At 74.3% G+C, this 15,171-nt stretch carries 15 protein-coding genes; 5 read left to right on the forward strand and 10 right to left on the reverse strand.

Going from position 1 to position 15,171, the window contains the following annotated elements:
- Positions 1-35: 35 nt before the first annotated feature.
- From AB0953_RS18595 to AB0953_RS18610, 4 genes are all read right to left on the reverse strand, one after another.
- Positions 36-998, reverse strand: coding sequence for a pseudouridine synthase (locus tag AB0953_RS18595; protein WP_366860563.1), 963 nt, complete (start codon positions 996-998; stop codon positions 36-38).
- A gap of 70 nt (positions 999-1,068) precedes the next feature.
- Entirely contained in the window at positions 1,069-2,607 is a 1,539-nt protein-coding gene (locus tag AB0953_RS18600; protein ID WP_366860564.1) for a serine hydrolase, read from the reverse strand.
- Positions 2,608-2,715: 108 nt separating this feature from the next.
- Positions 2,716-3,549, reverse strand: a complete 834-nt coding sequence (locus AB0953_RS18605; RefSeq protein ID WP_366860566.1) for a siderophore-interacting protein — start codon at positions 3,547-3,549, stop codon at positions 2,716-2,718.
- A gap of 49 nt (positions 3,550-3,598) precedes the next feature.
- Positions 3,599-4,504, reverse strand: a complete 906-nt coding sequence (locus tag AB0953_RS18610) for a 5'-3' exonuclease (protein WP_366860630.1) — start codon at positions 4,502-4,504, stop codon at positions 3,599-3,601.
- Positions 4,505-4,793: 289 nt separating this feature from the next.
- Between AB0953_RS18610 and AB0953_RS18615 the strand changes: the two genes are divergently transcribed.
- The gene (locus tag AB0953_RS18615) at positions 4,794-5,405 is read left to right on the forward strand and encodes an XRE family transcriptional regulator (RefSeq protein ID WP_366860567.1); all 612 of its coding nucleotides are present in this window, start codon (positions 4,794-4,796) and stop codon (positions 5,403-5,405) included.
- Between the two features lie 9 nt (positions 5,406-5,414).
- The gene (locus tag AB0953_RS18620; RefSeq protein WP_366860568.1) at positions 5,415-6,137 is read left to right on the forward strand and encodes a helical backbone metal receptor; all 723 of its coding nucleotides are present in this window, start codon (positions 5,415-5,417) and stop codon (positions 6,135-6,137) included.
- Here AB0953_RS18620 and AB0953_RS18625 read toward each other — a convergent pair.
- Positions 6,134-7,186, reverse strand: a complete 1,053-nt coding sequence (locus AB0953_RS18625) for a TDT family transporter (protein WP_366860631.1) — start codon at positions 7,184-7,186, stop codon at positions 6,134-6,136. The genes AB0953_RS18620 and AB0953_RS18625 overlap by 4 nt on opposite strands.
- Positions 7,187-7,364: 178 nt before the next feature.
- Between AB0953_RS18625 and AB0953_RS18630 the strand changes: the two genes are divergently transcribed.
- Positions 7,365-8,288: a LysR family transcriptional regulator gene (locus AB0953_RS18630; protein WP_366860569.1), complete on the forward strand. Its 924-nt coding sequence runs from the start codon at positions 7,365-7,367 to the stop codon at positions 8,286-8,288.
- A 118-nt stretch (positions 8,289-8,406) separates the two neighbouring features.
- Here the strand turns inward: AB0953_RS18630 and AB0953_RS18635 are convergent, their stop codons facing one another.
- The 5 genes from AB0953_RS18635 to AB0953_RS18655 all read right to left on the reverse strand — a co-directional run bounded on the left by AB0953_RS18635 (position 8,407) and on the right by AB0953_RS18655 (position 12,163).
- Positions 8,407-8,724 carry a DUF1876 domain-containing protein gene (locus tag AB0953_RS18635; protein ID WP_366860570.1) on the reverse strand — a complete coding sequence of 106 codons (318 nt, stop codon included), beginning with the start codon at positions 8,722-8,724 and terminating at the stop codon, positions 8,407-8,409.
- Between the two features lie 11 nt (positions 8,725-8,735).
- A complete protein-coding gene (locus AB0953_RS18640) occupies positions 8,736-8,936 on the reverse strand; it encodes a DUF5988 family protein (protein WP_366860571.1) in 201 nt (66 codons plus the stop codon).
- 54 nt (positions 8,937-8,990) lie between these two features.
- Positions 8,991-9,698: a gamma-glutamyl-gamma-aminobutyrate hydrolase family protein gene (locus AB0953_RS18645; RefSeq protein ID WP_366860572.1), complete on the reverse strand. Its 708-nt coding sequence runs from the start codon at positions 9,696-9,698 to the stop codon at positions 8,991-8,993.
- Positions 9,699-9,775: 77 nt separating this feature from the next.
- Positions 9,776-11,248 (reverse strand): ethanolamine permease, encoded by a 1,473-nt coding sequence (eat, locus tag AB0953_RS18650; protein WP_366860573.1) that lies wholly within the window; start codon positions 11,246-11,248, stop codon positions 9,776-9,778.
- Positions 11,249-11,416: 168 nt separating this feature from the next.
- Positions 11,417-12,163: an FCD domain-containing protein gene (locus AB0953_RS18655; protein ID WP_366860574.1), complete on the reverse strand. Its 747-nt coding sequence runs from the start codon at positions 12,161-12,163 to the stop codon at positions 11,417-11,419.
- Between the two features lie 77 nt (positions 12,164-12,240).
- Between AB0953_RS18655 and AB0953_RS18660 the strand changes: the two genes are divergently transcribed.
- Positions 12,241-13,605: a glutamine synthetase family protein gene (locus tag AB0953_RS18660; protein ID WP_366860575.1), complete on the forward strand. Its 1,365-nt coding sequence runs from the start codon at positions 12,241-12,243 to the stop codon at positions 13,603-13,605.
- 186 nt (positions 13,606-13,791) lie between these two features.
- A complete protein-coding gene (locus tag AB0953_RS18665) occupies positions 13,792-15,171 on the forward strand; it encodes an aldehyde dehydrogenase family protein (RefSeq protein WP_366860576.1) in 1,380 nt (459 codons plus the stop codon).

Raw genomic sequence — 15,171 nt, forward strand, 5'->3', positions numbered from 1 at the left:
GCGCGGGCGCCCGGGGCGGCCGGTGGACCGGGCCGTCAGCAGGCGCCGCTCTCCCAGGCGGTGCGGTCCTCCCAGGCCTGCAGGCGCAGCCGGCTCTCGAAGCGGTGCTCGGCGCCGGTCACCGGGTCGGTGAACGCCAGCGTGCGGGCCAGCAGCTGCAGCGGCCGCCGGAAGTCGTCCGGCGCCGGGTCGAGCAGGCGCGGATACACCGGGTCGCCGAGGATCGGCAGGCCGAGCCGGTTCATGTGGACCCGCAGCTGGTGGGTGCGGCCGGTGTGCGGGGTCAACCGGTAGCGGCCCAGCTCCCCGCGGGTCTCGAGCAGTTCGACGGTGCTCTCGGCGTTCGGCTCGCCGCCGGGGACCTCGCTCGCGCCGATGACGCCGCGGACCTTCTCGATCCTGCTGCGGACCGTGCAGGGCAGGGCGGTCCGGGGGTCGTGGACGGCGACGGCCTCGTACTCCTTGGCCACCCGCCGCTCGGCGAACAGCTGCTGGTAGGCGCCGCGGTCCTCGGGCCGGATGCTGAACATGACCAGGCCCGCGGTCAGCCGGTCCAGCCGGTGGGCCGGGCTGAGCTCGGGCAGGTCCTGCTCGGCGCGCAGCCGGGCCAGGGCCGTCTGCACGATGTGGCTGCCGCGCGGGGTCGTGGCGAGGAAGTGCGGTTTGTCCACGACGAGCAGGTGCTCGTCGCGGTGGACGACGCCGATCGGGAACGGCACGACCGGCTCCGGGTCCATGTCGCGGTGGAACCAGAGGTAGGACCCCGGCTCGTACGGGTCCCCGGCGGCCAGCACCCGCCCGCCGGGGCCGAGGATCCGGCCGCCGGCCAGCAGCCGTGCGACGGACTCCGCCCCCTTGGTGCCGGCGTACCGCTCGGTGAGGTAGCTGCCGAGGTCGGGCCATCTGCCCTCCGGGTCGGAGGGCAGCCGCAGCCGCACCGGGTCGATGCCGGCGATCTGGGGCAGGGGCGAGGGAGGTATCCGGGTTCTGCTTCTCATCGCGTCCCAGGCTAGGCCAGCGGCGGCCCGGGACGTGCCCCGCCGGGGGGCGCCGGGTCGGCCGCGGCGGCTACTGCCGGGTGAAGGTGCCCAGGTGGTTCTCGTCCAGGTACTCGATGCGGACGGTGCCGTCGGAGAAGGTGACTCCGGTGCGGCCGACGGCGTTCTCGCCGGCCGTGACGAAGCTGAAGGTGTCGCCGTCGTAGTGGGTGAGCGGGAAGCGCAGCGGCTTCGGCCCCAGCGAGAGCGTCAGGCCCTTGCCGCCGGGGCCCGCCGCCACCGTGAGCCTGCCGTAGTACGGGTTGTCGTAGGTGCCCGTGTAGGCGCTGTCGGCGCGGGCGGGCCTGGCGTTCGCGGGCGGATGGGCGTAGTCGGTCTTGGAACGGTCGCCCTGGTCCAGCTTCGCGTACAGCGCGGAGGTCAGCGGCAGCCAGTCGGTGGTGGGCTTCCCGTGCTCGGCGGTGTCGCAGAAGTCCAGGGCGACGGCGTCGGCGAGGCCGACGGGGGCGCCGTTGGTCAGGACCACGATGCCGAGCTGCTCCAGCGGGAGCAGGGTGACGTTGGTGTTGGCGCCGAGGTCGAAGGCCCCGGAGTGGCTCAGCCGCAGCCGGCCCGCGTCGTCGTAGGTGACGTTCCAGCCGAGTCCGTAGAAGGTGGGCCGCCCGGTGGCGTTGGCGTCCTGCGAGACGATCTCGGGCAGGTACGTGCGCTGCAGGGGCGCGGAGGGGATGATCCGCTTGCCGTCGAGGGTGCCGTCGCCGAGCTGGAGCCGCATCCAGCGGGCCATGTCGGTGGCGGTGGAGCTGACGCCGCCGGCCGGGGCCTGGGCGTCGGGGTCGCGCACGTACCGCGGGGACCAGGTGCCGTCGGGGTTCTTCACGTGGGTGGCGGCGTGGTCGGGGGCGTGGGCGAAGGCGGAGAACTCGGTGCTGGTCCGGGTCATGCCGGCGGGCTTGAACAGGGTGTCGGAGGCCAGCTTCTGCCAGCTGGTGCCGTGGGCCCGCGCGACTGCCTCGGCGGCCGCGGTGAAGCCGAAGTTGGTGTACGCGTAGCTCGCGCGGAACGGGGACAGCGGTTCCAGGCGCAGGTGGTCGAGGATGTACGCCTGGTCGTAGCCGAGGTCCTCCAGGAGGTCGCCCGCGTGGTCGGGCAGGCCGCTGCGGTGCGAGAACAGGTCGGCGGTGGTGACGTGGCGGGTGACCCAGGGGTCCTTGAGGGCGAAGCCGGGCAGCTCGGTGCGGCTGTCGAAGCCGGAGGGGTCCTTCAGCGTGCCGGCCACGACCGTGGAGGAGACGGGCTTGGACAGGGAGGCGATCTGGAAGACCGTGTCGGGGCCGACCGCGCCGGTCTGCCCGGTGCGGCGGACCCCGAAGCCCTTGAGGTAGACCACCTTGTCCCGGTGGACCACGGCGACCGAGAGGCCCGGCACGCCCGTGCTGCGCATCGTCTGCGCGATGTACTGCGGCAGGCGGTCGACCGCCTTCTGCACGGCCTGGTCGGTCAACTGCGGCGTGGGCGCGGGCGGGGGGCTCGGCGCGGCCGCCACCGGTCCGGCAGCGGCCAGCGCGAGTACGGTTCCCGCCGCGGTGAGCACGAGGCGCGTACGCATGGGCTCATTGTTGCGCCGACCGGGTGGCCCCGCCCGTCGGGCCGTGGACCGGGCCGCTGATGGGGCCGTGGACCAGGCGGCCGGTCGGGCGGCCGGTCGGGCCGCTGGTCAGGCGGCCGCCTCCTGCTCGGCCAGCACCCGGGCGTTCCACTCGCCCTTGATGGCGCGCCAGCCCTCGTCCGTCTCGCCGAGCCGCCAGTAGCCCGAGATCGACAGGTGCTCCTTCGGGATGCCCCGCTCCAGGCGCAGGTGGCGCCGGAGCTCCTTGACGAAGCCCGCCTCGCCGTGGACGAAGGCGTGGACCTCGCGGGAGGGGAACTCCATGGAGGTGACGGCCTCCACCAAGGCCTCGCCCACCGGGCGGCCGCCGCGGTGCAGCCAGACCGGCAGGATGCCGTCCGGGGTGGCGATCTTCTGCTCGTCCTCGGGTCCCTCGACCTCCACCAGCGCGTGCACCACGGCGCCGGCCGGCATCCGCTCCATCGCGGCGGCGATCGCCGGCAGCGCGCTGTCGTCGCCGGCCAACAGGTGCCAGCCGGCGGCCGGGTCCGGCGCGTACGCACCGCCCGGGCCGAGGAAGCGGACGAGTTCGCCCGGCTGCGCTCGGGTCGCCCACGGCCCGGCCAGCCCCTCGTCGCCGTGGACGACGAAGTCGAGGGTCAGTTCCAGGTGCGCCGGGTCCCAGGCGCGGACCGTGTACGCGCGCTGGCGCGGCCAGGCGGAGCGCGGGTACTGCGCGCGGATCCGGTCGAGGTCCCACGGCGCGGGGTAGGTGACGCCCTCCGGGGGGAACAGGAGCTTGATGTAGTGGTCCGTGAACGCGCCCGCATCGAACCGGGCCAGTCCGGCACCACCGAGAACCACCCGCACCATGTGCGGCGTCAGCCGCTCGGTACGCACGACGACTGCTGTGCCGACCTTGCGGGCGCGTCCTTCTGCCACGGTGTCTCCCCTGACTCCCCTGAAACTTAGCCTTACCTAAGTTAGCACCTCAAGGGAGCAGCGCGCTGCTCAGGCGCGACACGGCGCCCCCCAGGCCCCAGCGGTGGGCCAGCGCAGCGACGAGTTCCGGCTGCGCGGGCGCCTTCGGCAGGGCCGGGTCGAACTCCGGCAGCGGCACGTCGGTGGCCACCTTCACCACCTTGGGGGCCACGGCCAGATACGGCCGGGCCTCGTCCAGCCGCCTGCGCTGAGCGGGGGTCAGCCCGGACTTCGGGTCGTCGGCGGCGGCGATGATGCCGGCCAGGCTCCCGTACGCCTCCAACAGCTTGGCCGCGGTCTTCTCGCCGATCCCCGGGACCCCGGGCAGCCCGTCGCTCGGGTCGCCGCGCAGCAGCGCCAGGTCGGCGTACCCGGGGCCGTCCACCCCGTACTTGGCGCGCAGCCACGCCTCGTCGGTGACCTGGAGGGTCCCCACCCCCTTCAGCGGGTACAGCACGCGCCGCCGGCGGGCGTCGTCCACCAGCTGGAACAGGTCGCGGTCGCCGGTGACGATGTCCACCGGGCCGGTGGCGCGCGCCGTGAGGGTGCCGATGACGTCGTCCGCCTCGTACCCGGCCACCCCCACCCGGGCGATCCCGAACGCGTCGAGCACCGCCTCGATGATCGGCACCTGCGGGGCGAGCGTGTCGGGCACCTCCTCCGCGTCCGGGCCCGCCTCCACCGCCTCGGCGACCCGGTGGGCCTTGTACGACGGGATCAGCTCCACCCGCCAGTGCGGCCGCCAGTCGGCGTCCATGCACGCCACCAGGTCGTCGGGGCGGTGGTCCTGCACCAGGCGGCCGATGAAGTCGAGCAGCCCGCGCACGGCATTGACGGGGGTGCCGTCGGGAGCCTTCACGGAATCCGGCACGCCGAAGTAGGCGCGGAAGTAGAGGGAGGCGGTGTCCAGCAGCATCAGGCGTCGAGTGGTCGTCGTCATGACGGCGATGATGCCGCACCCGGGGCGGACCGGACGGCGCACGGTTACGGCCCGGGGGACGGGAAGTGGCCGCACGAGTGAGCGGAAGTGGCACGGAAGTTTCACCCGCGGCGTACCCCGGTCCGCTGCTGCACGCGAAACCCGGGGCGGTTGCTGCGTAAGGTGCTTACAGCACACCTCGTGCGACGGAAACGGCGTGCGCCGACGTACGCCGACGGGCACCGACAGACGCCGACAGACCTGACAAGGGGAGGGCAGCCCCGCCATGGACGACAGGGACGGCTCGGACGACAAGGAACGGGACAAGGACGCCAAGGAACCGCTCCGGGTGGGCGTGGCCGTGCGCAAGCGGCGTCGGGCCCTGCACCTCACCCTCGCCGCAGTGTCGGCGCGCAGCGGACTGTCGGTGCCCTTCCTGAGCCAGATAGAGAACGAACGCGCCCGGCCCAGCATGCGCTCGCTGGAGCGGGTCGCCGATGCGCTGGAGACCACGGCCGTCGAGCTGCTGGCCGCGTCCGACACCGCGCGTACGGTCGACCTCGTACGCGCCGGCGACGACTCCGGGCTCACCCCGCTGCCGGGCGTGCGGCCCCTGGTCCGCGGGCACCACCAGCTGCACGCGATCGAGTTCACCGGGGACCAGGACGCCGGCCGCGAGTACCAGCACCGCAACGACGAGCTGATGTACGTGGTCTCCGGAGCCTGCCAGGTGGAGGCCGAGGGCCGGGCGTACCGGCTGGAGAGCGGTGACGCGCTGTTCCTCTCCGGCGGGGTCCGCCACCGCTGGCGCGCCGTCACCGAGGACACCCGGATCCTGGTCGTGGCGGTCGGCGAGCACATCCACGCGACCTCCGAGCCGCCCTCGCCGGGGCACTGAGGCAGCGGGGTGCGGGTCGTCTCGCTGGTGCCCTCGCTGACCGAGGCGGTGGCCGTCAGCGCCCCCGGGCTCCTGGTCGGCGTGACCGACTGGTGCACCCACCCCGCGGACCTGGCGGCGCGGGGCGCGGTGCGGATCGGCGGCACCAAGAACCCCGACGTCGGGGCGGTCGTCCGGCTGCGGCCCGACCTGGTCGTCGCCAACGAGGAGGAGAACCGCGCCCCGGACCTGGCCCGGCTGCGCGAGGCAGGCGTGGAGGTGCTGGTCACCGAGGTCCGCGGGCTGGACCAGGCCTTCGCCGAGCTGGACCGGGTGCTGACGGGGGCCTTGGGGCTGGCGAGGCCGAAGTGGCTCGACGAGGCCGAGGCCGCCTGGGCGCAGGTGGAACCGGCGGGCCCGCTGCGGGCGGTCGTCCCGGTGTGGCGGCGGCCCTGGATGGTGCTCGGCCGGGACACCTTCGCGGGGGACCTGCTGGCGCGGCTGGGCGTGCACAACGTCTACGCCGGCCACCCGGAGCGCTACCCGCGGGTGCCGGCGGGGGAGCTGGCCGCCGCCGACTGCGACCTGGTGGTGCTGCCGGACGAGCCGTACCGCTTCACGCGCGAGGACGGCCCCGAAGCGTTCCCGGGCCGCCCGGCCGCCCTGGTGGGCGGCCGCCACCTCACCTGGTACGGACCGTCCCTCGCCGAGGCCCCGGGGGTCCTGGCGGCGGCGCTGGCCGCGGCGCGCTAGTTACGGGGCAGGAGCCGGCCGGTCAGCAGGCCGCGCAGGGTGTGGGCGGCGGCGAGCAGCCAGGCCGTCAGCAGGGCCGCGAACAGGGCGGCGGCCAGCCAGGCGAAGGCGGCCAGCCCGGTGTGCCGGGCCAGCCCGGCGGCGCCGGTGACGCAGGTGCCGACGGGGAAGGTCAGCGCCCACCAGGTCATCGCGAAGCCCATCCCGGCGCGCGCCGCCCGGACCAGCATCGCGGCGGCCAGGGCCAGCCACAGCAGGGCGAACCCGAGCACGGGCACCCCGTAGACCACCGCGAAGGCGCCGAGCGCGCCGGCGTACGGGGCGCCGATGGCCTGCGGCGCCACGTCGGCGAGCTGGTTGACGGCGGTGGTGGACTGGCCGAGCGGGCCGAGGACCAGGAACAGGGTCGGGGTCAGCGGCAGCGGCAGCGGTCCGGCGGTGATCAGCCGGGCCAGGACCAGCGGGAGCATCAGCAGGGTCGCCAGCAGGCTGATGCCGAACATCGCGTAGCAGGCCAGCAGCAGCGCCTCGCGGGCCTGGCCGGCCGGCAGGTGGGGCACCAGGAGCGGGCCGAGCGCGGCGGAGACCATGGGGGCGACCAGCGGCAGCAGCCAGACCGGGGTGGCCTGTGCGGCGTCCGCCTCGTGGCGGACCACCATCAGGTAGGGCACCACTACGGCCATCGCGAGCCCGATCGCGGTGCCGGCGGTGAAGAGCACGGCGTCGGCGGCGACGGCGGCCGGCTCGCCGATCAGGTCCTTGCCGACGATCAGGGTGCCGCCGCCGACGGCCAGCAGGGCCATGGCGAGGCAGCCGTAGAACGGCGCGACGGCGGGATCGAGGAGGTGGGCGCGGGCCTGGTCGCGGTGGTGCAGCCAGTGGCCGGCGCGGGCGGCGAGGAGCAGCAGGAGGGCCGCGGCGGACAGGGCCCAGACGATCTGGCAGGCCGCCTGCTGGCCCGGCAGCCGGTACGGGAGCGTCGCGCCGGCGTTGGCGACGATGGCCGTGCCCATGACGGACGCGTACCAGTTGGGGCCGAGGTGGCGCAGCGCCGGGAAGGCCTTGTGGGCCGGGGCGGGGCCGGTGGCCCCGGGGTTCCGGGGGTTCCGGGGGTTCCGGGGGGAGTGGGCGCGGGGTCGCGCGAGGGTGGTGGCCATGGCCCCACCCTGGTGCCGGGCGGACCCGGGCGGCAGGGGCCGCTTTCCTATGAGGCCATAAACTGACTTTATGGGTCATGAAGAGTGGGTTCCGCTGGTGCACCGGGTGCCGGACCTGGGGGCGCTGGAGCTGCTGCTCGAGGTCGCCCGGGTCGGCTCGCTCAGCGGGGCCGCCAAGCACATGGGGATCACCCAGCCCGCGGCGAGCGCGAGGATCCGGGCGATGGAGGCACGGCTCGGCGTCGCGCTCGTGGACCGCTCGCCGCGCGGGTCGACGCTGACGTCGGAAGGCGCCCTCGTCACCGACTGGGCCCGGCGGGTGGTCGAGGCGGCCGAGGCCTTCGACGCGGGCGCGCAGGCGCTGCGGGGCCGGCGGGACTCCCGGCTGCGGGTGGCCGCCAGCATGACCATCGCCGAGTACCTGCTGCCCGGCTGGCTCATCGCCCTGCGCGGCCAGCGGCCCGGTACGGCGGTGTCCCTGCACGCCGGGAACTCCGCGGTGGTCGCCCGGCGGGTCCTCGCGCACGAGGCCGACCTGGGCTTCGTGGAGGGCCTGACCGTGCCCGACGGGCTCGACTCCGCGGTGATCGCCCAGGACCGGCTGGTGGTGGCCGTCGCCCCCGGCCACCCGTGGGCCCGCCGCACGCGCGGGGTAGGGGCCGGCGAGCTGGCGTCGACCCCGCTGATCCTGCGGGAGTGGGGCTCGGGGACCCGCCAGGTGCTCGACGGCGCGCTGGCCGGCTGCGGGGGCCTCGCCGAACCGCTGCTGGAGCTCGCCTCGACCACCGCCGTGAAGGCGGCCGCCGTCAGCGGAGCGGGGCCGTGCGTGCTGTCGGAGCTGGCGCTCGGCGACGAGCTCGCGGCCCGCCGCCTCGTCGAGGTCCCGGTCACGGGCACCGCCCTGGGCCGCGCCCTGCGCGCGGTCTGGCCCGCGGGCGCCCGCCCCGCCGGACCGGCCCGCGACCTGCTGTCCCTGACCCGGGTCCGCTCCTGACCCGCCCGTCGCCGGCAGGCCCGTACGCAGGGCCCGTACGCAAGGCACGTACGCACGGCGGTACGCAGGCCCGACCGCCCGGCGCCCGGGCGGCAGCCGGCGGCGCTCCCCGGCGGGGTCAGCGGGACTGCCCCCGGGGGGATTCGGCGTCCTCGGGCCAGCCGTAGCCCGTGCGCGGCGGCTCCGGGGCCGCCGCGCCCATGGCGGCCAGGTCCCGGTCGGCGGCGCGCATCAGCTGGCCGGCCAGGTCGCGCATGGCGCGGCTCGCCGCGAGCTCGTCGCCGATGGCGGGGACCTCCACGTCCTCGGGGTTGCAGCGCGCCGAGCCGCGGCCGACGAGCTGCCCGGCCCCGGTGTCCAGCACCGCCCGGGCCCTCGTCGTGCCGCCCTCCTCGGTCAGCGAGACACCGATGTTCCATTCCGCGCGGTGTGTCATGGCGTGCCCCGTCATTCCGCGATCTCGGTGCGTTCCCACCACTCGTACACGGGTAGCTGCCCCTGCGGGCTGTCCTGCTGCCGCGCCGTGGCCCGGAAGTGCTCGTACCCGCCGCGGTGCCGGATCTTCACGTCGTCGCCGGGGGCGGGGGCCTCGACGACCCGCTCGGCCAGGTCGGCCGGCCCGCCCTCCAGGACTGCCTTGTTCGTCATGACTCCAGTCAACCGACCCCCCGGACCACCCGCACGTCGGCGCGGGCGGCGGCCCTAGGGAACAGGCGCGCCCGCCCGGTCGGCCGCCGCGGCGACCAGGCCCGCGACCACCCGGGTGTCCTTGTCGCGCTCCGGATGCCACTGGACGCCCACCACCCAGCGGCCCGGGTCGGGCAGCTCGATCGCCTCCACGGTGCCGTCGGCCGCGTGCGCCGAGGCCACCAGCCCCCGCCCGAGCGCGTCCACGGCCTGGTGGTGGTACGTCGGCACTTCGGCCTCCTCCGGGACCAGCGCCGCGTACCGGGTGCCGCCGACCGGGCGGACGGGGTGCCAGGACATCACCCCCGGCGCCTCCAGGTGCCCGTCGATGTGCTGGACCAGCGTCCCGCCCAGGGCCACGTTCAGCGCCTGCATGCCCCGGCAGATGCCGAGCAGCGGCAGGTCGGCCGCCAGCGCGGCCCCGATCAGCGCCAGCTCCCACTCGTCCCGCAGGGTCGCCGGCTCCCCAGTCCGCGGGTCGCGGGCGGCGCCGTAGCGGACGGGGTCCACGTCCGGGCCGCCCGCGACGACCAGGCCGTCCAGCCGGCTCAACACCTCGGCCGCCGTTCCGGGTTCGTCCGGCGGGAGCAGCACGGCCGCGCCGCCCGCCGCCTGGACGAGTTCGTGGTACCCGGTGGGCACCAGGGACGCCGCGACGTCCCAGACCCGGAAGCGGGTGGATTCCTCCACGTAGGTGGTGATGCCGATGAGCGGCCTGGGCACGGTTGCTACCTCCAGGGGAAGCCCGGTGCGGGGCAGTCGTACGGGTCGGGGTGGGGGGGCGGGGGACCGGTCCCGGTTCAGTCGCGGGCCAGTTCGGCCTCGGCCTGTGCCAGGGCCGCGAACTCCTCCTCCGGCGCCGACGCCACCAGGTGGTGCCGACTGTAGAACGCGAAGTAGCACAGGGCGACCGCGTACACACCCAGGGCGATGAACGCGGCGTCCTTGTCCACCAGGAAGGTGGCGACCAGGGCCGACAGGGCCAGGACGAGGGCCACCGAGGAGGTGGCGATGCCTCCGGGCGTGCGGTACGGGCGTTCCAGGCCCGGTTCGCGCCGCCGCAGCACGATGTGCGACAGGGCCATCAGGGCGTAGGAGATCGTCGCGCCGAACACCGCGATGTTCAGCATGCGCGGGCCGTTGCCGGTGGCCGCGGCCAGCGCGAAGCCGATCGCGCCGGGGATGAGCAGGCCCAGGTACGGGGCCTTGCGCTTCGAGGTGAGGGACAGGAAGCGGGGCAGGTAGCCGGCCCGGGACAGGGCGAACAACTGGCGCGAGCCGGCGAAGATCAGTGAGAAGAACGAGGCCACGAGCCCGGCGAGGCCCGCGTAGTTGACGAAGGTCTTCAGCCAGGACAGCCCGGGGTCGCCCTCCAGGGCGACGACCAGCGGGTTGCCGGCGTCCTTGATGGCGTCGGCGCCGCGTGCCCCGGTGGAGGCGAGGAAGGTGAGCAGCGCGAGCAGCACCAGGATGCCCATGGAGAGGGAGAGGGCCTTCGGCATGGAGCGCACCGGGTCCTTGGCCTCCTCGGCGGCCAGCGGCACGCCCTCGACGCCGAGGAAGAACCACATGCCGAAGGGGAACGCGGCCCAGATGCCGAGGACGCCGAGCGGCAGCCAGGAGCTCGCGCCGAAGGCGGTGGTGTCGACGGCGATGTCGTCCAGGCCCGAGGCGTCGAACCCGGTGAACGCGCCCGCGGCGAAGACGACCAGTGCGAAGACGGCGACGGCGGTGACGACGAGGGAGAAGCGCAGGGCCTCGCCCACCCCCCACAGGTGGATGCCGATGAAGACGGCGAAGCAGGCGAGGTAGACGGGCCAGCCGGAGGTCAGGCCGAACAGGTGCAGGGATTCGACGTAGTCGCCGATGAAGATGACGATCGCGGCCGGCGCGAGGATGTACTCGATGAGGATGGCGGTGCCGGTGAGGAAGCCGCCCCAGGGGCCGAGCGCCCGGCGGGCGAAGCCGTAGCCGCCGCCCGCCGTCGGCAGGATCGCCGAGAGCTCGGCGAGGGAGAAGACCAGGCAGGCGTACATCGCGCCCATCAGGGCGGTGGCGACGGCGAGACCGCCGAAGCCGCCCTGCGCGAGGCCGACGTTCCAGCCGGAGAAGTCGCCGGAGACGACGTACGCGACGCCGAGACCGGTCAGCAGCAGCCAGCCGGCGCTGCCGCGGCGCAGGGTCCGCCGCTCCAGGTAGCCGTCCTCGCCGGCCTCGGCGGATCTGGTGGGTTCGGGTACGGCCGTCAGCCGTGCCCCGGTGTCGTCGGCCATGTGCGCTCCCGCTCCTGCCGGACAATGGTTGTGCCGCGTACCTTTGCCGGAATGGAGCGTAGTGCGCAAGACCCCTGCGTTAAACGGGGGTTACGAAAACCTCTCGGGCGGCGGCTGCGGCCCTTCCCCCGGGCCACGCATCCCCGCCCCCCGCCCCCGCTGCACGGCTCAGGCCAGGAAGCCCCGCAGCAGCGCCGCCGTGCCGCAGCAGTGCTCGCGCATCACCTCGCGGGCGGCGTCCGCGTTGCGCTCCAGCACCGCGTCCACGAGCGCGGTGTGCTGCTGCTGGGAGTGCTCCAGGTTGCGCACCAGCAGCGGAATGCAGTCCAGCAGGTCGTTGACGGTCGCGCGGACGGCCGCGTACTGGGCCGTGAGGGTGGGGGACCCGGCGAGCTCGCACAGGGTGAGGTGGAAGAGGGTGTCCCGGCGGCGGTAGTCGGGCAGCGGGGCGTCGTGGGTGGCGGCGAGCGCGCCGAGCAGCCGCTCGGTGCCCTCCTCGGTCAGCCCCTGGGCGGCGCACAGCCCGGCCGCCCCCACCTCCAGCACCTCGCGGAACCGCAGCACGTCCTCCAGGTCCACGCCCGCCACGCGCCGGCGCAGCTCGTCCTCGGTGCCGCCCGCCGGGGTGTCGGGGCGGGGCAGCACGAAGGTGCCCCCGTACCGGCCGCGGCGCGCCTCCAGCAGGCCCTGCTCCTGGAGCACCTTCAGCACCTCGCGCAGGGTGACCCGGCTGATGCCCATCCGCTCCGCCAACTCCCGCTCCGGCGGAAGCCGTTCCCCGCCGGGCACCAGGCCCAGCCGCACCACCTGGAGGATCTGTTCGAGCGCCTCCTCGAAACCGTTGCCCGCCCGCACCTGCCGCAGCACGGGATTCAGCCGCGCGATCGCATCGTCCTCGCTCGCCGTGCCGGTCATCTCGATTCCTCCCCTTCCCAAGCAATGGTTTTGTTCAATACCTTAGGCCCCCTCGGCTCACCGAAGGAGAGATCCCCGTGGTAGACCGCACGCCGCCGCTCGCCCCAGAGGAGCTCCGCGCCCTCGTCGCCAGCGGTGAGATCGACACTGTCGTCCTGGCCTTCCCCGACATGCAGGGGCGGCTCCAGGGCAAGCGGTTCGCCGCACCGTTCTTCCTCGACGAGGTCCTCGAGCACGGCACCGAGGGCTGCAACTACCTCCTCGCCGTCGACACCGACATGAACACCGTCGACGGCTACGAGATGTCCTCCTGGGAGCGGGGCTACGGCGACTTCGCCATGCACCCCGACCTCAGCACCCTGCGCAGGATCCCCTGGCACCCCGGCAGTGCCTTCCTCCTCGCCGACCTCGCCTGGAACGACGGCACCCCCGTGGTCGCCGCACCCCGGCAGATCCTGCGCCGCCAGCTGGAGCGCCTCGGCGAGCAGGGCTACACGGCCATGGTCGGCACCGAGCTGGAGTTCATGGTCTTCCAGGACACCTACGAGCAGGCCTGGAACGCCGACTACCGCCGACTGACCCCCGCCAACCAGTACAACATCGACTACTCGGTCCTCGGGACCGGTCGCATCGAGCCCCTGCTGCGCCGGATCCGCAACGAGATGCAGGGCGCCGGCCTGACCGTGGAGTCCGCCAAGGGGGAGTGCAACCTCGGCCAGCACGAGATCGCCTTCCGCTACGACGAGGCCCTGACCACCTGCGACCAGCACGCCGTCTACAAGACCGGGGCCAAGGAGATCGCCGCGCAGGAGGGCGTCTCGCTCACCTTCATGGCCAAGTTCGACGAGCGCGAGGGCAACTCCTGTCATATCCACCTCTCGCTCACCGATGCCGACGGACGCAACGCGATGGCCGGCGACGGCCCGGGCGGCATGTCACCGGTCATGCGGCACTTCCTGGCCGGCCAGCTCGCCGCACTGCGCGACTTCTCCCTTCTCTACGCCCCGAACATCAACTCGTACAAGCGTTTCCGGCCCGGATCCTTCGCCCCGACCGCCGTCGCCTGGGGCGTGGACAACCGCACCTGCGCCCTGCGCGTCGTCGGCCACGGCCGCTCCATGCGCTTCGAGAACCGCCTCCCCGGCGGCGACGTCAACCCCTACCTCGCCGTCGCCGGCCTGGTCGCGGCCGGCCTCTACGGCATCGAGAACCGCCTCGAACTGCCCGAGGCCTGCGCCGGCAACGCCTACACCGGCGACTTCGAACACGTCCCCGCCACCCTGCGCGAGGCCGCGGAGCTGTGGGAGAACAGCGAGATCGCCAAGGCCGCCTTCGGCCCCGAGGTCGTCGCCCACTACCTCAACATGGCCCGCGTCGAACTGGACGCCTACGACTCCGCGGTCACCGACTGGGAGCGCCGCCGCTCCTTCGAACGCCTGTAGTCCCGGCGCCCGCACCCTGCGCCCCGTGCGGGCCCGGGCCCGGCCGGCGGGCCGGCCGCACCGGGCACCGACCCGTACGGACCACCGACCCGTACGGACCGGCGGCCGCACCGGGCACCGGCCGCACCGGGCACCGGCCGCACCGAGCACCACCACCGACCGCACCGACCGTCTGAGAGGCACCCCGTGTCCGACGCGCTGGCACCCGACCACCTGAGGGTTCTGAATCCGGCCACCGAGGAAACCGTCGCCATCGTCCCGGCCGCCACACGGGACGATGTCGACGCCGCAGTCGCCCGGGCCGCCGCCGCGCAGCGCGCCTGGGCGGCCGCGGCCCCCGCCGACCGCGCCCGGCTGCTGCGCCGCTTCGCCGCGGTCGTCGACGGGCACATCGAGGAACTGGCCCAGCTGGAGGTGGCCGAGGCCGGCCACACCGTCGGCAACGCCCGCTGGGAGGCAGGCAATGTCCGCGACCTGCTCGACTTCGCCGCCGGCGGGGTGGAGCGGCTCTCCGGCCGCCAGATCCCCGTCCCCGGCGGCATCGACGTCACCTTCCTCGAACCCCTCGGCGTCATCGGCGTCATCGCCCCGTGGAACTTCCCCCTGCCGATCGCCGCCTGGGGCTTGGCCCCGGCGCTCGCCGCGGGCAACGCCGTCCTCCTCAAGCCCGCCGAGACCACCCCCCTCACCGCCCTGCGCCTCGCCGAGCTCGCCCTCGAAGCCGGGATCCCCGAACACCTCTTCCAGGTGCTCCCCGGCCACGGGGCGGTCGCCGGCGACGCGCTCGTCGAGCACCCCGGAGTCGCCAAGATCGTCTTCACCGGCTCCACCCGGGTCGGCAAGCAGATCATGGCCAAGTGCGCCGACCGGGTGAAGCGGGTCACCCTCGAACTCGGCGGCAAGAGCCCCAACATCGTCTTCGCCGACGCGGACCTGGATGCCGCGGCCGCCGCGGCGCCCATGGCCTTCCTCGACAACACCGGCCAGGACTGCTGCGCCCGCACCCGGATCCTCGTCCAGCGCTCCGCCTACGACCGCTTCCTGGAGCTGCTCGTCCCCGGCATCGAGGCGGTGCGCGTCGGCGACCCCGCCGACGAGAAGACCCAGATGGGCCCGCTGATCTCCCGCGCCCAGCTGGACCGCGTCCGCTCCTACGTCACCGACGACCTCACCACCGTCCGCGGCACCGCCCCCGAGGGCCCCGGCTTCTGGTACCCGCCGACCCTCGTCACGGACGTCGCCCCCACCGCGCCCGTGGCCGCCGAGGAGGTCTTCGGACCCGTCGCCGTCGTCCTGCCCTTCGAGGACGAGGAGGACGCCGTACGCCTGGCCAACGCCACCGAGTACGGCCTGTCCGGCTCCCTGTGGACCCGCGACGTCGGCCGCGCCCTGCGCGTCTCGCGCGCCGTCGCCGCCGGCAACCTGTCCGTCAACTCCCACAGCAGCGTCCGCTACTGGACCCCCTTCGGCGGCTACAAGCAGTCCGGACTCGGCCGCGAGCTCGGACCCGACGCCCTGACCGCTTTCACCGAGACCAAGAACGTCTTCATCAGCACGGAGGCCTGA

Source organism: Streptomyces sp. NPDC046866 (genome assembly GCF_040704625.1).
Lineage (GTDB): Bacteria > Actinomycetota > Actinomycetes > Streptomycetales > Streptomycetaceae > Streptomyces.